Annotated in this window: 24 protein-coding genes; 14 read left to right on the forward strand and 10 right to left on the reverse strand. The window is 62.0% G+C overall.

The genetic code is table 11. The features are described 5' to 3' along the window. Positions 1 to 150 precede the first annotated feature (150 nt). Positions 151 to 1,083 carry a LysR substrate-binding domain-containing protein gene (locus HAD_RS18690; protein WP_035573385.1) on the reverse strand — a complete coding sequence of 311 codons (933 nt, stop codon included), beginning with the start codon at positions 1,081 to 1,083 and terminating at the stop codon, positions 151 to 153. Between the two features lie 319 nt (positions 1,084 to 1,402). Here HAD_RS18690 and HAD_RS18695 point away from each other — a divergent pair, with 319 nt between their 5' ends. From HAD_RS18695 to HAD_RS15740, 4 genes are all read left to right on the forward strand, one after another. Further along, entirely contained in the window at positions 1,403 to 1,612 is a 210-nt protein-coding gene (locus HAD_RS18695; RefSeq protein WP_035573386.1) for a hypothetical protein, read from the forward strand. A 191-nt stretch (positions 1,613 to 1,803) separates the two neighbouring features. Further along, positions 1,804 to 3,033, forward strand: coding sequence for a Na+/H+ antiporter NhaA (gene nhaA, locus HAD_RS15730; protein WP_422119985.1), 1,230 nt, complete (start codon positions 1,804 to 1,806; stop codon positions 3,031 to 3,033). Positions 3,034 to 3,296: 263 nt separating this feature from the next. Next, a complete protein-coding gene (locus HAD_RS15735; protein ID WP_162177526.1) occupies positions 3,297 to 5,486 on the forward strand; it encodes a carbohydrate binding family 9 domain-containing protein in 2,190 nt (729 codons plus the stop codon). A gap of 60 nt (positions 5,487 to 5,546) precedes the next feature. Next, the gene (locus HAD_RS15740) at positions 5,547 to 6,152 is read left to right on the forward strand and encodes a 2-hydroxychromene-2-carboxylate isomerase (protein ID WP_035573391.1); all 606 of its coding nucleotides are present in this window, start codon (positions 5,547 to 5,549) and stop codon (positions 6,150 to 6,152) included. A 52-nt stretch (positions 6,153 to 6,204) separates the two neighbouring features. On the opposite strand, the gene HAD_RS15745 is transcribed toward HAD_RS15740, so the two are convergent. Further along, positions 6,205 to 7,506, reverse strand: coding sequence for an acyl-CoA dehydrogenase family protein (locus tag HAD_RS15745; RefSeq protein WP_156942310.1), 1,302 nt, complete (start codon positions 7,504 to 7,506; stop codon positions 6,205 to 6,207). 151 nt (positions 7,507 to 7,657) lie between these two features. On the opposite strand from HAD_RS15745, the gene HAD_RS15750 reads away from it, so the two are divergent. Beyond that, entirely contained in the window at positions 7,658 to 8,404 is a 747-nt protein-coding gene (locus HAD_RS15750) for a sulfite exporter TauE/SafE family protein (protein WP_035573392.1), read from the forward strand. Positions 8,405 to 8,523: 119 nt separating this feature from the next. After that, entirely contained in the window at positions 8,524 to 9,456 is a 933-nt protein-coding gene (locus HAD_RS15755) for a LysR family transcriptional regulator (RefSeq protein ID WP_035573750.1), read from the forward strand. Here the strand turns inward: HAD_RS15755 and HAD_RS15760 are convergent. Then, complete coding sequence (locus HAD_RS15760; protein WP_035573751.1) at positions 9,453 to 10,130, reverse strand: crotonase/enoyl-CoA hydratase family protein; 678 nt, start codon at positions 10,128 to 10,130, stop codon at positions 9,453 to 9,455. The two genes, HAD_RS15755 and HAD_RS15760, sit on opposite strands and share 4 nt — an antisense overlap. A 101-nt stretch (positions 10,131 to 10,231) precedes the next feature. Further along, a complete protein-coding gene (locus HAD_RS15765; protein WP_035573394.1) occupies positions 10,232 to 10,693 on the reverse strand; it encodes a nucleoside deaminase in 462 nt (153 codons plus the stop codon). Positions 10,694 to 10,744: 51 nt separating this feature from the next. Between HAD_RS15765 and rsmD the strand changes: the two genes are divergently transcribed. Then, positions 10,745 to 11,305 (forward strand): 16S rRNA (guanine(966)-N(2))-methyltransferase RsmD, encoded by a 561-nt coding sequence (gene rsmD / locus HAD_RS15770; RefSeq protein WP_035573395.1) that lies wholly within the window; start codon positions 10,745 to 10,747, stop codon positions 11,303 to 11,305. On the opposite strand, the gene HAD_RS15775 is transcribed toward rsmD, so the two are convergent. Then, positions 11,302 to 12,306 (reverse strand): patatin-like phospholipase family protein, encoded by a 1,005-nt coding sequence (locus HAD_RS15775; protein ID WP_035573396.1) that lies wholly within the window; start codon positions 12,304 to 12,306, stop codon positions 11,302 to 11,304. The genes rsmD and HAD_RS15775 overlap by 4 nt on opposite strands. A 73-nt stretch (positions 12,307 to 12,379) precedes the next feature. Between HAD_RS15775 and HAD_RS15780 the strand changes: the two genes are divergently transcribed. From HAD_RS15780 to HAD_RS15790, 3 genes are all read left to right on the forward strand, one after another. Continuing rightward, positions 12,380 to 13,651 (forward strand): class I SAM-dependent RNA methyltransferase, encoded by a 1,272-nt coding sequence (locus HAD_RS15780; protein WP_035573399.1) that lies wholly within the window; start codon positions 12,380 to 12,382, stop codon positions 13,649 to 13,651. Continuing rightward, on the forward strand, positions 13,648 to 14,088 hold the full coding sequence (locus HAD_RS15785) for an NUDIX hydrolase (RefSeq protein WP_035573401.1): 441 nt from the start codon (positions 13,648 to 13,650) through the stop codon (positions 14,086 to 14,088). The genes HAD_RS15780 and HAD_RS15785 overlap by 4 nt, the downstream gene beginning before the upstream one ends. 67 nt (positions 14,089 to 14,155) lie before the next feature. Then, entirely contained in the window at positions 14,156 to 14,941 is a 786-nt protein-coding gene (locus HAD_RS15790; RefSeq protein ID WP_035573403.1) for an SDR family NAD(P)-dependent oxidoreductase, read from the forward strand. Between the two features lie 78 nt (positions 14,942 to 15,019). Here HAD_RS15790 and HAD_RS15795 read toward each other — a convergent pair whose 3' ends face one another. Beyond that, entirely contained in the window at positions 15,020 to 15,334 is a 315-nt protein-coding gene (locus tag HAD_RS15795; RefSeq protein WP_035573404.1) for a hypothetical protein, read from the reverse strand. A 414-nt stretch (positions 15,335 to 15,748) separates the two neighbouring features. Here HAD_RS15795 and HAD_RS15800 point away from each other — a divergent pair, with 414 nt between their 5' ends. Then, positions 15,749 to 16,732 carry an NAD(P)H-dependent flavin oxidoreductase gene (locus HAD_RS15800; RefSeq protein WP_035573405.1) on the forward strand — a complete coding sequence of 328 codons (984 nt, stop codon included), beginning with the start codon at positions 15,749 to 15,751 and terminating at the stop codon, positions 16,730 to 16,732. A 17-nt stretch (positions 16,733 to 16,749) separates the two neighbouring features. On the opposite strand, the gene HAD_RS15805 is transcribed toward HAD_RS15800, so the two are convergent. After that, a complete protein-coding gene (locus HAD_RS15805) occupies positions 16,750 to 17,652 on the reverse strand; it encodes a D-2-hydroxyacid dehydrogenase (RefSeq protein WP_162177527.1) in 903 nt (300 codons plus the stop codon). Between HAD_RS15805 and HAD_RS18700 the strand changes: the two genes are divergently transcribed. Next, complete coding sequence (locus HAD_RS18700; protein WP_162177528.1) at positions 17,626 to 18,123, forward strand: TIGR02301 family protein; 498 nt, start codon at positions 17,626 to 17,628, stop codon at positions 18,121 to 18,123. The two genes, HAD_RS15805 and HAD_RS18700, sit on opposite strands and share 27 nt — an antisense overlap. A 15-nt stretch (positions 18,124 to 18,138) precedes the next feature. Here the strand turns inward: HAD_RS18700 and HAD_RS15815 are convergent, their stop codons facing one another. Both HAD_RS15815 and soxR read right to left on the reverse strand, forming a co-directional pair. Beyond that, complete coding sequence (locus HAD_RS15815; RefSeq protein WP_084332013.1) at positions 18,139 to 18,597, reverse strand: GIY-YIG nuclease family protein; 459 nt, start codon at positions 18,595 to 18,597, stop codon at positions 18,139 to 18,141. After that, positions 18,594 to 19,043: a redox-sensitive transcriptional activator SoxR gene (gene soxR / locus HAD_RS15820; RefSeq protein ID WP_035573407.1), complete on the reverse strand. Its 450-nt coding sequence runs from the start codon at positions 19,041 to 19,043 to the stop codon at positions 18,594 to 18,596. Before soxR ends, HAD_RS15815 begins: the two co-directional genes overlap by 4 nt. A gap of 101 nt (positions 19,044 to 19,144) precedes the next feature. Here soxR and HAD_RS15825 point away from each other — a divergent pair, with 101 nt between their 5' ends. Further along, on the forward strand, positions 19,145 to 19,528 hold the full coding sequence (locus HAD_RS15825) for a VOC family protein (protein ID WP_035573409.1): 384 nt from the start codon (positions 19,145 to 19,147) through the stop codon (positions 19,526 to 19,528). A 134-nt stretch (positions 19,529 to 19,662) separates the two neighbouring features. Then, positions 19,663 to 21,573, forward strand: a complete 1,911-nt coding sequence (locus HAD_RS15830; RefSeq protein WP_084332014.1) for a gamma-glutamyltransferase family protein — start codon at positions 19,663 to 19,665, stop codon at positions 21,571 to 21,573. On the opposite strand, the gene HAD_RS18210 is transcribed toward HAD_RS15830, so the two are convergent. Beyond that, positions 21,570 to 22,289 carry a VOC family protein gene (locus HAD_RS18210; protein ID WP_051596378.1) on the reverse strand — a complete coding sequence of 240 codons (720 nt, stop codon included), beginning with the start codon at positions 22,287 to 22,289 and terminating at the stop codon, positions 21,570 to 21,572. The genes HAD_RS15830 and HAD_RS18210 overlap by 4 nt on opposite strands. Between the last annotated feature and the right edge of the window lie 74 nt (positions 22,290 to 22,363).

The raw sequence follows: 22,363 nt of genomic DNA on the forward strand, positions 1-22,363 counted from the left end.
GGGGATGTGCGGCTGCGTGTGGAAACTGGTCGAACTGGTATGACTTGAACACCACCGTAGGCCAATCTTTCGGCTCCTTCCTTTTTTGTCTGTAACCGGAAGGTGGCCTCAACGGCCCGATAAGTAAAATCGATTGAAACTGAACGGCGATTAGGTTTTTCCTTTCACGGCCTTTCCCTGCGCCAAAAGGTCGGCCGCCACGTCCCTGAACACCAATCCGAGTTTCTGGATGTTGTGTTCAAGCGGGGACGCGGCCCGCCAGACCAGGCTGATCTGGCGGCGTGCCAGGGGATGATCGATCGGACGGACGATCTGGTGAGGATCCTTGTTTGCCTCCATCACGGCATAGAGGCTGGGGACAATGGCAATGCCTGCCCCCATGCCGGCCATCTGGCGGATCGCGTCCAGTGACGTGCCCTCATATTCTGTCGACACATGGGCGCCTGCGGCTTCTGCCAGTTTCTGCACCACCGTACTGAGGCGGTGACCATATCCCAGACTGAGCACTTCACGCCCTTTGAGGGCTGAAATCTTCAACGGACCATCACCTTGGCCAATCGGATCGTCCGATGCTGTGCAGACATAGAGCTGTTCATCGAAGAGCTGCATGGACTCTGAATTGAGATGATCCTCGGCGGTCGAGATGATCATGTCGAGCCGGCCATCATTGAGTTTTTCGTCAAGGTCGATCGTCCGCTCTTCCCGGACGCCCATTCTGAGATCCGGGTACAGCTGGTGAAGCTCCCGCACTGCGCTCGGCAACAAATAAGGGCCAATCGTCGGCAGGGTTCCCAGCCTGTAGCGCCCCGCCAAATCGCCCGCGGACTGCCGCGCCACCGTCTTCAGATCTTCCACATGCGTCAGAATAATCCGTGCGCGGCGGACGATTTCCACACCAGCCGGGGTCAGCACCGCGCCGGTCCTGGCTCTTTCGATCAGTGTCACACCGAGTTGAGCTTCTGCATCCGAAATCTGTTCGGACAGGCTCGGCTGGCTCACGCCCAATTGCGTTGCGGCATCGCGGAACCTGCCTGATTCCGCGACGGCGACAATGTATTGGAGTTGGCGAAGGGTCGGTCTCATAGTTCGGAAAAACCTATCACAAGAGAAGAAACATTCGATTTGAGCTATCGCGCATATGGCCTCATATCGGGGACATCGCAAGAGCCAAAAGGAGGCAAATGAAATGTATCGACTGACCGACGACCTCTGGACGGGGAGCCAAACCGGCCCGGCAAGTCCGGGCCGTGGCGGCCGGTTCATGGATACCGCTGACACTCGTCCGAAAGCGGACGGGCACGGTAAGAGCACCGCGGAAACACCAACCCAGTACCGCCGGCGCCGGCGCCGTATACGGCGCGCCGCCTGAGCTCCAATCAGCACAAAGGGAAGCGCAAAGACAATGTCTCTCCTCAAAGATCTGATTACGGACTTTCTCGGGGAAATGGCCGATTTCGCAGAGCCTCGGGGGCGCAGAGACCGCCCCCGCAAAGGCGAGTTGGCTCCGGCTCGAATTCTCACCCGCGAGGATGCCGAAGCCATCGGCCGATGGGAAAGCGAAGGCGGCCGCCCACGGCACCGCAGGAGCCGCTTCGACATGTTCGACGACTAATACCCCCTCACGAAATACGGCCAGGACCCGCCCCCTGACAGGAACACACTTCCTGGCCGCAACGATCCCGCCGGCAGGCATTGCCTGCCTGATACCCTCCCCACCCCCTCAGCCTTCAGGCAGGGGACCCTGGCGGCGGGATCGTATTCTTTTCAATCACCAACCGACTGCCACACCGCTAACAAGGACATTTGCCAATGACGAAAGTTGTCGCCCGTATCCAGGATTTTCTCAGGCTTGAAAGTGCTGCCGGCCTTATCCTGATGATGGCGGCTGCGCTGGCGATTGCGGCGAACAATACGGTCTTCAGCCTTTGGTATGGCGGTCTTCTTTCCACGCCCGTGGTCGTGCAGGTCGGCGCGCTGGAGATCGCGAAGCCGTTGCTTCTCTGGATCAATGACGGGCTGATGGCCGTCTTCTTCCTGTTGGTCGGCCTTGAGATCAAGCGGGAGGTCCTGGAAGGCGAATTGTCGTCATTCGACAAGGCGGTGCTGCCGGCGCTGGCAGCCATTGGCGGCATGGCCGGGCCGGCGATCATTTATGTCATGCTCAACCTGTCGTCCCCGGAAACCCTCCGCGGCTGGGCAATTCCCGCGGCGACCGACATCGCCTTTGCGCTCGGAATTCTTGCGCTGCTTGGCACGCGCGCGCCTGTCGCGCTGAAAATCCTGCTGCTTGCCATCGCCATCATTGATGACCTCGGCGCGATCCTGATCATCGCCCTGTTCTACACAGAGCAACTCTCGGTTCAGGCGCTCGGCCTGGCAGCGATCGGATTCACCGGCCTGCTTGTCATGAACCGGATGGGGGTGAAGCGTATCGCACCTTATGTCCTGGTTGGCGTGTTCATCTGGGTTTGTGTCCTGAAGTCCGGCGTACATGCGACCCTTGCCGGCGTGCTGACGGCGCTTGCCATCCCGCTTTCGCCTCGCAGGGAAACCGGGCAATCGCCGCTTCACAAGCTGGAGCACGGTCTCCATCCGTGGGTCGCTTTCCTGATCCTGCCTGTCTTCGCCTTCGCAAATGCCGGTGTGGACCTTCGCGGTGTCGATCTGGACGCCCTGACGGGGGCGGTCCCCCTCGGAATTGCGCTCGGCCTGTTCTTCGGCAAGCAGGTTGGTGTGTTCGGTCTGACTTACGCGGCGGTGAAAACGGGTGTGGCCCGGCTCCCCTCCGGCGTCAGCTGGCTTCAGGTCTATGGCGTGGCCTGCCTCACGGGAGTCGGCTTTACCATGAGCCTGTTCATCGGCAGTCTCGCCTTCAGCACGGCCGCCGAACTGGACCAGGTACGCCTGGGTGTCTTGATGGGGTCAGTTGCGTCCGGATTGTTGGGCTTTGCCGTGCTGCGCTTCGCGAGCCGCTCGGATGAGACGCAAGAGCTGCGCAATATGCCAGCCACCTCGATGCAGTTGCAGAAGTGATTGTGCGCGTCTGGTAAATCCCTGTCATCTCGAGGGCATATCCGGCCGACTGCCTGAACCTCCACACCCCTCCCCGGCACGCAGGCAAAGACGCCCCGGACATGGCTTTCTGACCAAGGCTGCCTGAATTTCAGGCAGCCTTGGAAATGTGGGGCGACACTGAAAGAAGCGCTGGCCCTACCCGGCAACGCTACCTATTCGACAGGCAGCGAGAGAACGATACGTCAAAGACGGTCGGGTTAAAGTGCCGGGAGGAAATCAACGTGCATCGATGGATGTTGGGCGCCTGCATTGCCATGTCCGGCGCAGGACTGGCCATGGCCGACGAAGACCCGCCCGTCCGCAATTTCACCACCTACCAGCCGACGGTTCGCCCCGTGCGGATCGAGACAAGCGAAGCGCCCGTCATCGATGGAAAACTCGACGAAGCGATGTGGTCGAAGGCCGCGGAAGTTTCCGAGTTCTACCAGGTGGAGCCCAAGGTCGGCCCCCCCAGCGTCGAGACACGCGTCTATTTCGCCTATGACGAAAACAATCTCTATGTCGGCATCTACGCCCATGACGACATGCCGGATGCGATCCTCGCCTCTGTGCTGGAACGCGATGGAGAGATCTGGCGGGACGACATGTTCCGCTTCTATATCGACCCGTTCAACACCGGCACGTCGGGCTTTGGGTTCGACATCAACGCCCTCGGCGCGCGCACCGAACGCCTGATCCGCTACGGACAGGCCCCCGTCGATGCCTGGAACATCATCTGGGATGCCGACAGCGTGCTGACCGAAGACGGCTGGACGGCGGAGATTGCCCTGCCCTTCCGGTCGCTCAGCTTCGATCCCGCCTCAGACGGCTGGGGTCTGATGATGACGCGTGAACATGCCCACGCGAACGAGGAAATCCGCTGGGCCGGGATCGACCAGTCGGTCAACAAGTTCGGCTTCGCCCGGCCAGGCTATATCGAGGGCATAGACGACATCAACAAAGGCAAGGGGTTCGACGTCCAACTGCAGGCAGGCCTCGCCGGGAACCGCCGCTGGAGCCAGCCCCGCGACGATGATCTGTCGATCGAGCCGAGCGCCAACATCTCCTACAAGTTCACGCCCTCTCTGACCGGCCTTGTGACGCTGAACACAGATTTCTCCGACACCCCACTGGACGACCGGCAGATCAATACGGGCCGCTTCTCGCTGTTTTTCCCGGAAACACGGGATTTCTTCCTGCAGGACGCCGCCCTGTTCGAATTTGCCGGACAGACCTTTGCCGGCGCACCGAACGGCCAGCCTTTCTTCTCCCGCCGCATCGGCATCGTGAACGGCCAGTCCGTGAAAGTGGATGCAGGCCTGAAGCTGAGCGGTGAAATCAATGGTGTGGAAGTCGGCATCCTGTCGGCTCAGACCGGCGCCATCGGCAATATCGGCTCGCAGAACCTCTCCGTGGCGCGGGCGACGGTCGATGTGCTGGACCAGTCCCGCGTTGGTTTCATCGCCACGAATGGCGACCCGACGGGTCTCTCAGACAATACGCTCGCCGGGGCCGATTTCAGCTATCGCGTTCCGTCCCTCTTCGGCGGTGGACGGATGCAGGCAGATGTTTTCTACCAGCGCACCTTCTCCTCCACACTGGAGGATGACGATTCCTTCGGGGCAAAGTTCGACTATCCGAACGACAAATGGGCCTGGAGCGTCGAGGCGCGGCAGATCGGCGAGGATTTCGCCCCCGCCCTCGGCTTCGTGAACCGGCCCGGTACCCGCACCTTCACCGGCGAATGGCACCGGCGTTTCCGCCAATCGGGCAATTATCTGCGCTGGTGGCAATTCGGCACCAGCCATGAATACATCACCGACCTCGACGGCAATGCGGAAACCACGATCAATTCCTTCGTTCTGAACGCCAACACGATCTGGACCGACGACCTGACCTTCACCGCGAGCCAGAATGAAGAGCATATCAACACGCCCTTTGTCCTGCCCGGCGGGTTGGTCGTGCCGGTCGGTGTCTATGACAACAATGGCGTGAAATTCCGTGTCCAGTCATCCTATGTGCGCCCCTGGGGCACGACGTCGGAGATTGAGTTCAAGGACTTTTACGACGGCGAGTCGAAGCGGTATGACTTCCAGGGCAATTTCCGCCCGAACCCGCATGTCGACCTGAAAGTCCGCTACCAAAGGGAAGACATTTCCGTTCCGGCCGGGGATGTCAGTGTACAAATCGGATCCCTGGAAACGGTCTTCAACGTTTCGACAGACCTCTCGGTCACCACGCAGACACAGTATGATAATATCAGTAACAGCCTGTCCTTCTTCGGCCGGGTGAACTGGGAACTGCGCCCTCAGACCGAAGTGTTCTTCGCCCTTGGCCATGGCGCTTATATCGAAGGGGACGATTTCCGCCGCAACTTCCGCTCCGTCCAGACGAGCGCCATCCTGCGCTTCGGAAACACGTTCCGGTTCTAGCCCCCTTTTCCGCGAGCCGGCGGGGTTCTAGCCTGCCTGCACAGACAAGCGGGGCTGCAGATGGCACACATGCTCGAATTCTGGTTCGAATTCGGATCGACCTATTCCTATCTTACGGCAATGCGTATCGAAGACGCCGCTGGCGCACGCGGTGTGACCGTTCGCTGGCGGCCATTCCTGTTGGGGCCGGTTTTCGCCGCACAGGGCTGGGATACCTCCCCCTTCAACATCCACAAGGCGAAAGGCGAATATATGTGGCGTGACATGGCCCGGCGGGCGGAGCGCTATGGCCTTCCCTTTCAACGCCTGCCAGCGACAGGGCCGGGCGCGTTCCCGCAGAATGGTCTTGCAGCAGCCCGCATCGCGCTGATCGGACTGGATGAAGGCTGGGGCGAGGAATTCGCGCGTGGCGTCTATTCCGCAGAATTCGCCGCTGGCCACGATATTGCCGACCCCGTCCTGCTGCAGCGCCTTGCCCGGGAGGCTGGCGCGACGGGAGATGTACTATCCCGCGCCCAGACGCAGGCGAACAAGGACCGCCTCAAGTCGAATGTGGACGAAGCCTTCCGGCGCGGCATATTCGGCGCACCGAGCTTTATGGTCGATGGAGAGCTCTACTGGGGCGACGACCGTCTGGCGGACGCACTGGACGCTGCAGCCGCATAGAAAAGCGCGGCCCCTTTCGGAGCCGCGCTGATCGTTTGTTCTGCAGGATGGCTTATTTCCGCCAGACAGCAGCCATCGCCGGATCTTCCTCTTCGCCCGTGTACTTGCGGGTCTCGGCGCGGCCGACCACCATGTGGTGCACCTCATCCGGGCCGTCAGCCAGGCGCAGCGTGCGCTGGTTGGCATAGAGGCGTGCCAGCGGCGTCCACTGCGACACACCCGTGGCGCCGTGGATCTGGATGGCGTCATCAATGATGTCGCAGACACGCTCCGGCACCATGGCCTTGACCATGGAGATCCAGACGCGGGCTTCCTTGTTACCCAGAACGTCCATCGCCTTGGCTGCCTTGAGGACCATCATGCGCATGGATTCGATCTCGATCCGGGCGCGGGAGACCTTTTCGAGGTTGCCACCCAGCTTGATCAGGTCACGGCCGAACGCCTGACGCGTCATGCCACGGACAACCATCAGGTCGAGCGCCTTCTCTGCTGCACCGATGGAGCGCATGCAGTGGTGGATACGGCCCGGGCCGAGGCGAAGCTGCGAGATTTCGAAGCCGCGGCCTTCACCGAGCAGCATGTTGTCCTTCGGAACACGGACATTCTCGAAGCGGATATGCATGTGGCCGTGCGGCGCGTCGGGGTCGCCGAACACGTGCATCGGGCCGACGATCGTCACGCCCGGATGCGGCAGCGGCACCAGGATCTGAGACTGGCGGCGGTTCACGTCCGGACCGTCATTGGTTTTCACCATGCAGATCATGATCTTGCAGCGCGGGTCACCGGCGCCGGAGATGTAGTATTTCTCTCCATTGAGCACCCACTCATCGCCTTCCAGAACGGCACTCATGGAGACGTTCTTTGCGTCCGACGACGGCAGGGCCGGTTCGGTCATGGCGAAGGCGGAGCGGATCTTGCCTTCCAGGAGCGGCTTCAGCCATTGTTCCTTCTGGGCCGGCGTGCCGACGCGCTCGAGCACTTCCATGTTGCCGGTGTCCGGCGCCGAACAGTTCATCGTTTCCGAAGCGAGCGGCACCTTGCCCAGTTCCGCTGCGATATAGGCATAGTCGAGGTTCTTCAGGCCTTCGCCGGTTTCGGCATCCGGCAGGAAGAAGTTCCAGAGGCCTTCCTTCTTGGCCGCGTCCTTGGCCTTTTCGAGGGCTTCGAGCTGGCCTGGTGCGTAAGACCAGATGTCGGTCTTGCCTTCGCCGAGGCGTTCAAATTCCTCATACATCGGCTCGACAGTTTCGGCGATGAACCGCTTCACATGCTCGTAAAGAGGACGCGCCTCCTCCGACATGCGCAGGTCGTTCATCTCTGCCATTGCGTCCATGGATTGTTGGGTATCAGCCATGATGGCTATCCTCCTTCACTCTGTTTCGTTGATCCATTGGTAGTCTGTGCGGCCACCCGGCCGCAAATTCTTTCTTTGCAATCTTTCTTGACGGAACGGCCCGCAAGGCGCGCGTTTTGCGTCGAATCGAAAACGGCTCTAGATCGCAGGCATGAGCCCGATTGCTGCCGCCATCATTCTTGTCACCGTGCTGGTGACCAGCTTCATTTCCGGCATTTTCGGCATGGCTGGCGGCATCATCTTCATGGGCGTGCTGACCGCCCTGGTCCCCGTTGCGACCGCCATGATGATCCATGGCGCCGTGCAGATGATCTCCAATGGCTACCGCGCTTTTCTTTGGCGCGCACATATCGACTGGCACATCTTCCGCCGCTACGCGCTCGGCTCTGTCCTGGCAGTCGGCCTGCTGTTCGCGCTCAGCTGGCGGCCAGACAAGCAGGTTGTGTATGTGCTGCTGGGGTGCGTGGCCATGCTGGTCTGGCTGCCGAAGGCGGTGCTGGACCTCAACATTCAGAAACGCTTCCAGGCCGAAGGCGCGGGGTTCATCGTGCAGTCGCTGAACACGATTGCCGGCGTCTCCGGGCCCCTGCTCGACCAGTTCTTCGTGCGCACCGACATGACGCGCCATGCCATCGTGGCCACCAAGGCGGTGACGCAGGTGCTGGCGCATTTCGTGAAAATCATCTTCTGGAGCACGCCGGTGATCGCCGCCGCCGGGTTTCAGGCCCTGCCGCCCTGGTGGCTGATCCTGGCAGCAGCGCCCTTGTCCATGCTGGGCACGACGCTTGGCGGCAAGGTGCTCGACCGGATGAGCGACGTGAATTTCAAGCGCGGCATGAAATACCTGGTCACCGCGATTGGCGCGGTGATGCTGCTCAGGGCTGCAGGCTGGCTTTAGCGCCGCGCGCATCGGGTCACTCCACTGTCGACAGCGTGACAATGCCCTACATTAGACTATTCGGGAACTTTATTATATGAAGATCAATCATCACTGGTGGTGATGTTTTGGAGTTCCCCATGAACCTGCGCACGATCGACCTGAACCTGTTGCCGGTACTGGAGGCTGTCTATGATGAGCGCAGCCTGACACGCGCCAGTGAAATCCTGCGCATCACCCAGCCTGCGGTCAGCAACGCCCTGTCCCGGTTGAGGGTTCATTTCGAGGATCCGTTATTTGTCCGCGAAGGCCGCGGCGTGAAGCCGACGGCCATGGCGGAAGCCTTGATGCCCGCCGTGCGGGAAGCGCTCGACAAGTTGCGATCCGGGCTTGAGCCGCGCTCCGTCTTTGAACCGTCGCGCTCGACCCGCGTGTTCAACCTGTCTGCCCGCGATGCCGGCGCCTTCCTGATAGCCCCGGCGCTCGCCGCACGGCTTGAACAGGTGGCGCCGGGCGTGCGCATCCTGTGGAGCCAGCTGCACCGGTCGGCCGTGGCAGCCGAACTTGCCTCCGGACGGCTGGATCTCGCCATCGACGTCTCTGACCTGCTCGGCATGGACATGGAACGCGAGGTACTCCTGTCGACACCCTATGTCTGTGTCCTGTCGCCGGATCATCCGCAGGCAGATCAGGCTCTGACGCCAGACAGCTTCTTCGATCTGCGCCACATTGCCGTGTCCAGCCGGCGGGAAGGCCGTAGCCTGATCGAGGAACTGGCTCGTACATTCGGACGCCGGATCACGCCGGCTCAGCGCTTGCCGAATTATATGCCGGCACTGGAGATTGTGCGCCAGACAGGGTTTGCCCTGGTGGCACCACGTCAGATTGCCGAAACCGCAGGCCTGGCCCTGCTGGACCTGCCCTTTGACTTTCCATCGCCCGAATCCACCCTGTACTGGCACCGGGAGAATGCCGGGGATCCGGCGCTGACATGGCTGCGCGGCCTGATCCGGGACATCTCCCGGGACCTGGAAAAATCCCAGGATCACGCAGAGTCTGCTGCGGCGTCCTAGATGGTCGACTGTTCCAGCGTCGGCATGATCGCATCGATCGCCGGTTTCCGGACCAGCATCTTGTTGCGGTAATAGGCCCCATTGGCGATGGCCTTCAGCGCCGTCGCCGTTTCCATCGCGGTATCCATCAGCGCGTCTGCTTCGACCACCTTGTCCAGCCAACCGACCGGCACGGCCTCGTCCGGCGTATACAGGCGAGCCTGCACCAGCGCTTCGGTCAGATACATCGGGTTCAGCCGCGCCCGCGGCAGTTCCGTACCAAAGCCTGGCAGCGTCATGCCATTGACCGTCTCGTTCGCGCCGATCTTAAACGCGCCGCGCGTGCCAATCCGCGTGTCGCCGCCCAACAGGATGAAGGCACCCATGGCGATGGAATGCCCGGTCGACGCAATGACGACAGGCATCTTGGAGGTAAACAGGCGCATCGCCAGCTGGCCGCCGCCGGTGACCAGTTTACGCACGCCTTCCCCGTCGGATGTGGCGAGGAATTTCAGGTCGAACCCTGCGGAGAATTTTCCCTCACGCCCGGTCAGCACCAGCACTTTGCCATCCTTCTCCGCTTCATCGAGGCAGGCATTCACCGCCTCCAGCATGTCGAGACTGATCGCGTTGGCCTTGCCGTCATCCATGGTGACGACGGAGATGTCATTTTCAGTTTTGACGGTCGCTGTCATGTGGGTCTCCTTTTGCGGCACAAGGCATCGCGTGCCCTCAAGGAAAGCAAGCATTTCCGGCGCGTCAGGCGTGAAAGGTGGGGTTTCAGCTAGCCCCCCAACTACTTTCGCCGGGCCTTGAAGAAGGCCTTCAGCAGCTGGCTTGCTGCCTCGCCGCGCGCCTCATCCTGCTCGACGTCCGGCCGCCAGTGGCAGGTCGGCTGTTCGAAGAAACGGGCGCCATGGATCACCGCACCGCCCTTCGGGTCGCAGGCGCCGAAGACCAGCTTGCCGATCCGGGCCAGGCTGATCGCGCCTGCACACATCGCGCACGGCTCCAGCGTGACGTACATCGTCAGACCTGTGAGGCGGTAGTTTCCGAGCTTCTCCGCGGCGCGGCGCAGGGCGACGATCTCCGCATGCGCCGTCGGGTCATGGCCGCTGATCGGCGCATTGGCGCCTTCGGCGACAATCTCGCCCGTTTCCGGATCGACGATCACCGCCCCCACAGGCACCTCGCCTGCCGCAGCAGCCTCGCACGCCAGTTCCAGCGCGCGGTCCATCGGATCAGCAAGAATTGTCATGAAGATGAGATCGCCCTAGACGGGCCGGAAGTAAACCCGGAACAATACCGAATGCGCATCATTGCCGGACAGCACAAGGGGCGCGCGATTGCTGCGCCAAAGGGACAGGGCACGCGGCCGACGGCCGACCGGGCGCGCGAAAGCGTGTTCAACATGCTGGCCCATGCGCCCTGGGCGCCGGAGATCGAGGGTGCGCGCGTGATCGACCTGTTCGCAGGTTCCGGCGCGCTCGGCCTGGAAGCGGTCAGCCGGGGCGCAGCCTTCTGCCTGTTCGTGGAAACCGACCATTCAGCGCGCGGCGCGATCCGCGACAATATCGAGACGCTGGGTCTTTATGGGAACACGCGGATCCACCGGCGCTCCGCCACCGATCTGGGCGAGAAGCCGGCGGGCGTCGGCAGCCCGTTCACGCTCGCCTTCCTCGATCCGCCCTATCACAAGGACCTCGTCGCTCCGGCGCTAGCCGGCCTTGTTGAGGGCAAATGGCTGGCCGACGACGCCATCGCGGTGGTCGAGACAGCCTCGGACGAACTGATCGCACCGGAAGGCTGGGAAACTCTGGATACGCGCGACTATGGCGCCGCGCGGGTGTGGTTTCTCACACCAGCCTAGCCTTTCAGGAACTCCTCCCGAAGGTCGCAATTCGACGTCTTCGTCCCGACCAGGTCTGCATCGCCCGTCAACCAGGCGTCCGCCGCGGCACGCCCCATGTCACGCAGGCTGGTGAGGAAACGCCAGCTGGTGTCGAACTTGGTGTGCAGGCTGTGGTCCACGAGGTCGGCCCCGCCACGGATCGTGTGCACGTTCAGGCGGCGATATTTCTTCAGCATCGGCGCTTTCAGCATGCCGTCATCCAGCAGGCGCTGGACAAAGGCGATCGCGCGCAGCTCACCGATCAGGGCGGCGTTGAAGCTGATCTCGTTGACGCGTTCCTGGATCTCGCCTGCCCGCTTCGGCACGCCGGGCCGCTCGATCGGGTTCAGCGTTACCAGCAGCACATCGGTCGGCGCGCCGGCATAGATCAGCGGGAAGATGCTGGGATTGCCCATATAGCCGCCATCCCAATAGGCATGGCCATCGATCTCCACCGCCTGAAAGGTCTGCGGCAGGCAGGCCGAGGCGAGCACCGCATCAAGGGTGACCTCATCACCCGCAAACACTTTCACATGGCCAGATTCCACATCCGTCGCACTTAGGAACAGCTGCAGGCCGGAGGCGTGGACCGCCTCGAAGTCGATCACGCTTTCCACGGCATCCCGCAACGGGTTCAGTTTCAGCGGATTGAAGTCATAGGGACTGGCCCAGCTCTGCAGCGCGGAGGCATATGCAAAGGCGGCCTGGCCGGGCACGCCATAGGCCCGCGCCGGCCTGCCGCTGTGCGACACCGCCTGCCACAGCGCCTCCAGGGCCTGCCGCGCGCCGTCTAGCCCGCCCGCGCCATAACCGCCGGCAAAGGCCACCGCATTCATTGCCCCCGCAGAGGTCGCCGTGATGGCCTGGATATCGAAGCGATTCTCTTCCGCCAGCCGGTCGAGGACGCCCCATGTGTAGGCGCCGTGGGCACCACCGCCCTGCAAGGCAAGACTTAAAGGCATTTGCACCGGTTTCGCCATTCAAGCCTCCTGTTCGCGACTGTCCTGCGGTGCTAACCCGTGAATCGGGACACAACCAGTGGGGAGACCCGGTATGCCTGCTATTCCAGACGCGGATGCTCGCGGCGCCAGCACTGTGGTCATCGAACGCCTGGGGTCGAAAGGCGACGGCCAGGTGCGAATCGATGGCACATGGATTTCCGTGCCGCGCACCCTGCCCGGTGAGGAAGTTCGCATCGCATTCGATGGCGACCAGGCGCGCCTGCTGGAGATCGTGACGCCCTCGCCGGACCGCATGATCCCGGTCTGTCCGCATTTCGACCGTTGCGGCAGCTGTAGCCTGCAGCACCTTTCCGACGGACCATACCGCAACTTCAAACAGTCTCTCGTGATCAATGCATTGAAGTCACGCGGACTGGAGCCTCATGTGGAAGACACCTGGGTCACGCCGCCCGGCACGCGCCGCCGCATGTCGCTGGCGGCCCGGCGGACGAAGGCAGGCGTGCAACTTGGTTTCCATTCGCGGCGCAGCCACGACATTGTCGATATCAGCACATGCCCGGTCGCCTCGCCTGAAATTACGCGAAAACTCAGTGCCCTGAAAGAGCTGGCAGCTCCGCTGGCACCGTTGAAGGGCGAGATGGTCCTGAAGGTCTCCGCCATGCCCAACGGTCTGGACCTGCACGTTACGAACACCGCCACATTCGCCGCGCCGCATGATGTGATGATGGCCGGCGCTAAAGCGCTTGCCGCCGGCTTCCTGCGCGTCTCGATCGGTGACGACGTTCCGCTGCAGCAAGCGACGCCGGAAATCCAGGTCGGAAAGGCATTCCTCCGCCCCGCACCGGGCGGATTCCTGCAGGCGAGTCCCGAGGCGGAAGCCTTCATGGCCAGCCTCGTCCGCCAACACCTGAAATTCGCGCTGGAAGTCGCAGACCTTTTCTCCGGCTGCGGAACATTTTCCCTGCGTCTCGCCGAAGAGTCCCGCGTCCATGCCGCTGAAGGCGATGCGGCGGCGATCGAGGCGCTGGAAGCGTCCGCCCGCGCGGCCCCCGGCCTGAAGCCGGTCACGGCCGAAGTGCGAGACCTGTTTCGCAATCCCGTCCCGGCCGTCACTTTATCCCGTTTCCAGGGCATCGTGCTTAATCCGCCCCGGCATGGCGCAACCAAGCAGGTGTCGGAGATTGCCCATAGCGGCGTGCGGCGTGTCGCCTACGTTTCCTGTGATCCCGGTACGCTGGCGCGCGACCTGCGCGTGCTGGTCGATGCAGGATATCGGATCATGCTTGTGCAGCCGGTGGATCAGTTCCTCTGGTCGTCTCATGTCGAGACGGTGGTCCTGCTGGAACTGGGAGGCGCAGCATGACCGAATTGAAGCCCGTTCCCGCCGTCGGCACAGTTTGCTTTCGCGGCGAAGACGTCGCCCTGATCCGGCGGGGCACGAAGCCGATGGCCGGCAGCTGGTCGCTGCCCGGCGGCAAGATTGAGTTCGGTGAACGCGCCAGCGATGCTGCGCTGCGCGAACTGAAGGAGGAAACCGGCCTCACCGCCCGCCTGGTGGGCCTCGTGGACGTGGTGGACGGCATCTTCACCTCCCGCACCACCGGCGATGTGACCCGGCATTTCGTGCTGTTCGACTACGCCGCTGTCTGGGTTTCCGGTACGGTAATGGCGGGCGATGATGCTGCCCATGCCGAGTGGATCAGCCCGGCCCGGCTGGAAAACCTGGAAATCTGGGAAGAAACCCGCCGCATCATCGACGCGGCCCGCACCCTGGTCTCGGCAGATCAATCTGCCTCTTGACCGGCCCCCGCGTCACCTCTCTTTTGTGGCGCCAAACCAACGAACCAAAGTCTTTCAGGAGGAAGCCATGACCTACGCCCCATTCGACCTTTCAGGAAAGGTCTGCGTCGTAACCGGCGGCAACAAGGGCATTGGCCTCGGCATGGTTGAGGCGCTGGCCGCTTCGAACGCCGATGTCGTCATCTGGGGCCGCAAGGAAGCCGACAATGACGCCGCCGTGAAAAAGGCCGACGCCCTCGGCACCGGCAAAGTGAAAGCCTGGAAGGTGGACGTGGGCGAAGAAGCTGAAGTCGTCAAAGCGATGAAGGAAGCCGAGGAAGAATTCGGTCGCATCGACACCTGCATCGCCAATGCCGGCGTCGGCCGCGGTGCCCCGAATTTCCACGAAATGACCCTGGAAACCTGGCGCTTCAACCAGCGGATCAACTCCGAAGGCGCCTTCCTCACCCTGCGCGAGGCGGCGAAGTCGATGGTGACCCGCGCGAAAGCTGGTGACCTCGGCGGCAGCCTGATCGGCACGGCGTCACTTGCGGCCCTGTCCGGCGCGGCGCGCAACCAGGCCTACGGCCACACCAAGGGCGGCCTGATCGCCATGATGAACGCCATCGCCACGGAATATGGCCGTTACCAGATCCGGGCGAATTCGATCCTGCCTGGCTGGATCGCGACCGATATGACGGAAGGGGCACAGGGCGCTGAAGCGTTCCAGACCAAGGTGATCTCCCGCGTGCCGATCCGCCGCTGGGGCGAGCCGGAAGATTTCGGCGGCATCGCCGTGTATCTGGCCTCTGACGCTTCGAAATTCCACTCAGGCGATACTCTGTTGGTCGACGGCGGCTACCAGAAGTTCTGATCCAGAAATTCCGGACACGAATCAAAAGGGCCGCTCCTGCTGGAGCGGCCCTTTCCAATTCCGGAGAATCTATTCCGCTTATTGCGGGTCTTCGTCCGTCATCTCTTCGGCAGCAGCGTCGGCTGCGTCCTCGACAGCTTCGGAAGCGTCGGCAGCGGCTTCTTCAGCTGCGTCCATGGCTTCACCAGCAGCTTCTTCTGCCGCATCGGCAGCGTCAGCAGCTGCATCGGCAGCTTCATTAGCCGCATCAACGGCAGCATCAGCGGCGTCGGATGCCGATTCTTCGATGACTGTGGTTTCTTCAACAACCGGTGCATCTTCAGCCGGAGCTTCCGCCGGTGCGCAGGCTGCGAGAGCGAGGGCTGCAACGCCCAAAGTGATGATATTCTTCATGATCTTACCCCTGTTAATGGTCTTTCGACCGGACGGCGTCATAGCATCCGCCAAGCCAAACGGATAGCTCAATTCAAAAAGTTACCAGGCGCACCTTGCAACCTCTTCAAACCAAGCCCCCTTTCCCAGAGCCCCCGGGAAAGGGCAGAAGTTGGGCAACCGGACCTGTTCCCGGGCAAGCCCGTCGGCCGGTTGCCGCGTCCTTCACGAAGTCGGCCCGGTATAAGGAGCCGGTCCATTTGGCCTCCGCATGTGACGCCGGACCGGCGATTCTGCCAGTCCATCGCTTATCCTGACGGCAGAACGCGGCGGGAATGGGGCAGAGACACGGCAGGGTGGCGCCAGCTATTGCGTTGACGTTGCGACCGGGCCGTAAGCCTTGGCTCATAACTATTCAGAGAGAGGAAGCCCAAAATGGCCCTGAAAACCCGCCTGACAGAGATGTTGAACGTCCAGCACCCCATCATGCTCGCCGGCATGGGCGGCGTCTCCTATGCCGAAGTCTGTGCCGCCATGTGCAATGCAGGTGGCTACGGCGTGCTCGGCATGGCCGGCACCTCACCGGATTTCATCGCCGGACAGATGAAACGCGTGCGCGAACTGACCGACCGGCCGTTCGGCGTTGACCTGCTCGCCGCCAGCCCGGAAAGCCTCGAAGAATCGGTCGACGTCATCATCAATGGCGGGGCCGACTCCTTCGTTGCCGGCCTCGGCGTGCCATTGCCGATCATGGAACGTCTGAAAAAAGCCAATGTGAAAGTCATGGTGGTCGGCGGTGCGGTGAAGCACGCCATCAAGGCCGAACAGGCCGGCTGTGACGCGGTGATCCTGCAGGGCGGCGAAGGCGGCGGGCACACAGGCCTCGTCGGCACACTGCCGCTGGTGGCACAAGCCGTCGAAGCCGTGAAAATCCCGGTCATCGCGGCCGGTGGTATCTATGACGGACGCGGCCTGGCTGCCGCCCTCGCCCTCGGGGCGCAGGGCGTGTGGATGGGAACGCGCTTCATCGCCTCCGAGGAAGCGCATGCGGCCAACATGTACAAGGATGCCGTCGTCGGCGCAGGCGACACCGATACGACTCGTACGCGCTGCTATTCCGGCAAGCCGATGCGCTGTCGGACCAATGACTACATCAATGACTGGGAACGCCGCCCGCAGGATATCCAGCCTTTCCCGCACCAGGCGATCCATTCCACGCAGACCGGAGTCATCGGCGGCATTGGGGGCATCACGGACGAAGCCAAGCTCAACCCCGATAGTTCCTGCTTCGCCATGGGCCAGTCGGCCGGCGGCGTTCATGAGGTGAAACCCGTCGCCGCGATTGTCGCCGACATCATGCGGGACGCCGAAGCGTCCATCGACCGCATGGCCGGCATGAAGACGAAAGAAACGGCGTAAACGGACGACCCCGCCGCTCAGTCCTCGAAGGCCTTCCGGTCGACGAGGTTCCTGAGCGGCTCGCCGTTCAGGTAACGGTGGAGATTGTCCACGAACGTTCCATCGGCACGAAGGATCGTTCCATTCGTCTGGGAAGAATCGTGCGGCGTGATCATGATTTTCGGATGATGCCAGAGCGGGCTTTCCGCCGGCAGCGGCTCTACGCCTGTCACGTCCAGAGCCGCGTACGCCGGACGGCCTTTATCCAGGGCATCGACCAGCGCGTCTTCGTCCACCAGGGCGCCCCGGCCAAGATTCATGAACAGGGCATCGGGCTTCATTTTCGAGAAGAAGTCCGCCCCGGCCATGCCTTCGGTCTCCGCCGTATGCGGCACGCAAAGCAGCACGACATCCGCGTCCGGAAGCGCATCCGGCAATACGCTGGACGGCAGAATCTCCTGTGCCCCCGGTGCCGGTCCCGGCGAACGGCGCAAGCCTGTCACATGCCCGCCAAGCGCGGTCACCCGATTGCCCACCGCCTCACCAATTGACCCATAGCCAACGATCAGCCAGCGGCTGCCGGCAATCTCTCGCGACCGGACCCGCTTCCACTCCGCCGCGTCCTGCTGGGCCCGATGCTGCGGACCTTCTCGCAGGAAATCCAGCGCGGCCCAAAGGGCCCACTCGGCCATGGATTCGGCCTGTGTGTGATTGGTGGTGTATTGCTTCGACGCCTTGCCAATGGCTTTCAGCGCCGCATTGTCCACACCGGCGGCCGGAGACTGAAACCAGTCCAGCCGATCAGAGGCCATCACAGTCTGAACAAATGTCCTGGCAGCAGGGCCGAAGAAGCAGTCGAGGCTGCCAAAGACAATCTCCGGTTCGACCTTGTCAGTCACCACCCGGCTACCGGCATGATAGAAGCGCCCTTCATCGGTCATAATGAGGACATCAAGTTTGTGTTCTACATCCTTGAGCCGAGGCTGGATGCGGGCAAAAGTCTTTTCATGAACAAGGCACGTTTTCATGTCGTCCTGCTTAGCGCCCTGATGGTCTGCGGCGCAAGCGCTGCGCAATCCAGCCTGCCGATGCGCGGACCGGACTATTTCCGCGATGCCTCTGATCTGGCTGGGGTGCTGGGCTCCGCCCACGCGATCCGGGTGCGCTGCAATGGCAGGGATGACCAGTACTGGCGGCAATACATGTCCGACATGCTGAGCTATGAGGCGCCGAATCGCGGCAATTTGCGCTCCAGCCTGGTGGCGCAGTTCAACACTTCCTACCAGGATACCACCCGCGACTATCTGAAATGCGACAACCGCGCGGTGGAAGCCGAAGCGCGCTTTGCCCGCGAAGGCCAGGAAATTACTGCACGCATGGCGATGCACTATTTCCCGAAAAAGCCGGATTAGGCCCGAACTGGCCGGTCAGGCGATTGTCATCAAATGACTGCTGCAGGTCAGACAGTCCGTGCTGCCGAACCCTTCCAGCGCAACTTCCGCGCAGCCTGTTTCCAGCAGGGTCCGGGCGAGTTGGCACTCATCACCATGCTCCACGATGAAAGCGGCAAGGCCGCTCGCCTCCAGGGTTAGCCGGTCAATGTGCCAGTGAACTTTCTTGTCTGCCCTGAAGTGGCGCCTGATGCGTGCCGCGAGACCGCCTGGTCCGTAGGCGCTGCCGGCGTAGGCATACATGCCCGGCGACAAGTGACCCGTTTTCTGCCGGCCTGCCCCGACCGGAAGCGCCTTGTCCAACAGCACCAGCAAGACGTAGGCGCCCTTTTTGCCTTCCAGCCCGCCCAATGCACCGGGAATGACCCAGTGTCCCTCGAGTGCGGCTGCATCTAGGATGCCCCGCGCGGCCTCGAAGGCTGTGGTGCCTTTCATCCTACCTTCTCTCCCGTCATCACGAAGCGGGGTCCTGCACCGGCGCTTCGCGCGCGGTCGTCGGGATTGTAGAGCTTGCAGGTCTTCAGGCTGAGACAGCCGCAGCCAATGCAGCCGTCCAGCCGGTCGCGCAGCCGCTCCACCATGGCGATGTGATCGTCGAGGCGTTGGCGAAAGCGCTGACTGATACGCGTCCAGTCGGCCTTGGTGGGCGCCCGGTGCTCTGGCAATTGACCGAGGACATCCCGGATCTCCTCGATGGTCAGACCCATCTGCTGGGCGACCAGAATGAAGGACAAACGGCGTATGTCGGCGCGGGCAAACTCCCGCTGGCCGGAGGGCCGGCGGTCAGGCTTCACCAGACCGCGGGATTCGTAAAATCGGATCGCTGAAACCGAAAGCCCGGTGCGACGCGCGACATCTCCGATAGAGAGCCCCTGTTTCATAAGGATTTTTTCCTTCCCAAATATGCTTGACCTCAAGTTAGGTTGAGGAATTAGGGTCGTCAAATCAGAACGCAACAGATTGGAATAAAGGAAACCAGGAAATGAAACCCGCCCTGTTTGAACATGTAAATGTGACGGTCTCCGACCCGAAGAAAACCGCCGCCATGCTGGTGGACCTGTTCGGCTGGCATGTGCGCTGGGAAGGCCCGTCAAAATATGACGGCTACACTGTCCATGTCGGCACCGATGACGAGTACATCGCCCTGTACGCCCTTCCGAAGCAGGACCGGCCGGAGCAGGAAAGCTATTACCGCACCGGCGCGGTGAACCATTTCGGCATCCTGGTGGACGATCTGGACGCCGCCGAACAACGGATCCTGAAGTCCGGCCTGAAAACGCACAGCCACCAGACCTATGATCCCGGCAGCCGGTTCTACTTCCACGACCATGATGGCATCGAATGGGAGGTCGTCAGCTATGCTTGAGGGATTGATGCACAGCTACATTGAAGCCTTCAACGGCGGCTGGCAGCCCAGGGACTCTTATGTCCGTCCGGCGCGGGACTCGAAAAGCCGGCGAAGGTCGCTACTATCGCTCTCAAACATGAGAGGTAAGAGACATGAAGGCGCCCCGGATACTTGCAGCTGCGACGCTGGCGGTTGGACTTAGCGCATGCGCGACCTCGCCCCCTGACTCAGGCGAGGCGGAAAAAGAGATCGTCGTGACGGAAACCGTGACCGTGCAGGAGCAGACTCCGCCCGGTCCCGGTGACCGTATGCCCACAGGCCGCAGCATAGGTGTGCGCTCGGCGGTCGTCGCCCCGCACGCTGCCGCCGCAACCGCCCACCCGCTGGCCACGCAGACGGCGCTCGACGTCCTGAAGCGTGGCGGCTCCGCGGTTGATGCCGCCATCGCAGCGAATGCCATGCTGGGCCTGGTTGAGCCGACGGGGAATGGGATTGGCGGAGACCTGTTTGCCATCGTCTGGGACCCGGAAACGCAACAACTTTACGGCTATAACGGATCCGGTCGCAGTCCGAAGGGGGCAACCCTTGAAGACATTCAGGCAAAGGCCGATGCCTTCATGGACGGTAAGGAGATCCCGCCATTCGGCACGGCATCCGTGACTGTTCCGGGTACGGTGGATGGCTGGTTCGCACTGCATGACAAGTTCGGCAAGCTGCCGATTGCCGACGATTTGACCCCCGCAATTACCTATGCCCGCGAAGGCGCGCCGATCCCCGAAGTCATCTCCTATTATTGGAACTTCGGTCCCAAACGCTACAAACCAGCATTTGAAAGCGGCATGCTGGAGGAGTACGAGAACGCGAAGGAAACCTATTTTTCCCCGCCCCCGCACGAAGGCACGATTTTCCGCAATCCGGACTTGGCCGACACGCTGTCCAAGATCGCAGAAGGCGGCCGCGATGCCTTCTACAAAGGCGACCTGGCCGAGCGGATGGACGCCTACTTCAAGCGCATCGGCGGTTTCCTGCGTTATGAGGACTTTGCCAGCCATACAGGCGACTGGGTCGACCCGGTCTGCGCAACCTATCGCGCCGACTACAAGGTCTGCGAACTGCCGCCCAACACCCAGGGCATCGCCGCGCTCCAGATGTTGCAGATGCTCGAAAAATACGATCTGCGTTCAATGGGCTTTGGCTCGGCAGATTCCATCATGGCGCAGGTGGAAGCCAAGCGTCTGGCCTTTGCCGACCGCGCCAAGGGATATGCCGATCCCGAGTTTTCCGGGATCGACCCGGAAGTCTTCATCGCGGACGGGTATAATGCCCGGCGCGCCGGGCTTATCGACCTGTCCAAACCCATGCCGAATGTCAAAGCCGGTCTGGACTTCCCCACCGCCGACAAGGCGCTTGAGGACGGCGACACGACCTACCTCACAGTGGCCGACGAAAACGGGATGATGGTGTCACTGATCCAGTCGAACTATCGTGGCATGGGCTCGGGCCTTGTCGCCGACGGAATGGGCTTCATGTTCCAGGATCGCGGACAGCTGTTCAGCCTCGACCCGGCCCATCCGAATGTCTGGGAGCCGGGCAAGCGCCCCTTCCATACGATCATTCCTGCATTTGCGTTCAAGAAGGACATGCCGGGCTGCCAGGTTCGGGCGGTCCCGATCGAACAGGCCTGCCCGTTCGAACCCTGGCTCAGCTTCGGCCTCATGGGTGGCGGCATGCAGCCACAGGGCCATGTGCAAGTGATCCTGAACCTCGTCGATTTTGACATGGGCCTGCAGGAAGCCGGCGATGCCGCCAGATGGGAACATGTCGGCGGCTGCGAGCCCACCGACAACCTGGAAGACCCGGCCTGCGAAGCGGATACCGGCAAGGTGTTTCTGGAAAGCGGCATCCCTCCGGCAACCCGCGCCGAACTGGAAGCCCGTGGCGTGGACGTCGAATGCTGCGGGGCGAATGCAGGCGGCTATCAGGCCGTCATGCGTGACTTTGAAACGGGCGCCTACATCGCCGCCACGGAAATGCGCAAGGACGGCGTCGCCGACGGATACTAACCGTCCAGCTTCAGGGTAATGCCCGCAATCGAGATGGACCTGCCTTCCACAGGCAGGTCCTTTTCCACTGCCCGAGCCATTACTTTGTCCGCATCCGGAATGTCGATACCAAATTCGGTCATCCGGTCGGCCGGCCCTTCAGTAAAATAGATGACAGAATCGGCTAGGAACAAACGCTGCCTGTCTGCAGTCAGGCCAAAGGTGAGCCCCCATTTCTGCGCCAACGCATCCGGATCGGGCGTCTCCAGAACTGCATGGGTAAATCGTCCGGGGGCAGATCTCTCGCGCCAGCCAGGCCCGCCCCAGCGCCAGCTGCCGGCCGGCCGTGGCTCATCCACCGAAACAATCGCACCGCCGATATCGGCCGGGTGGAGGTGGCTGGCAGAAATATCCGGCAGGTCGATACTCCACACGCGCCGAATACCCAGCCCGTCGACCCGCGCGCGCAAGGCCTCCATGTCGTCGGTCTGAAAGATCGCCATATAGCCGCCCTCACCGCCCCGGTCGATGAAACGCCGGGCAGGCGCCTTGTCTTTGGTTGGCACGACGACTTCCAGGAACTGATCGCCAATCGCGAACACGGCATTCACCAGGCCGAACTCGGCCACACCGGGGTCAGGGAACGGTTCCCCGAGGCTGAGGACGCTCTTCAATGTGTCCGCCGTGTCGAGACTGTTAGCAGCAATCACAAGCTGGCGCAGGCGCGGTGGGCTCATGGATTTCCTCCGGATTTTTCTGTTCTGTTTCCGGGCAATCTAGCACAAATGCCGTAACGGCAGCGCAGAAAATC

The sequence above is a fragment of the Hyphomonas adhaerens MHS-3 genome, assembly GCF_000685235.1.
GTDB lineage: Bacteria > Pseudomonadota > Alphaproteobacteria > Caulobacterales > Hyphomonadaceae > Hyphomonas > Hyphomonas adhaerens.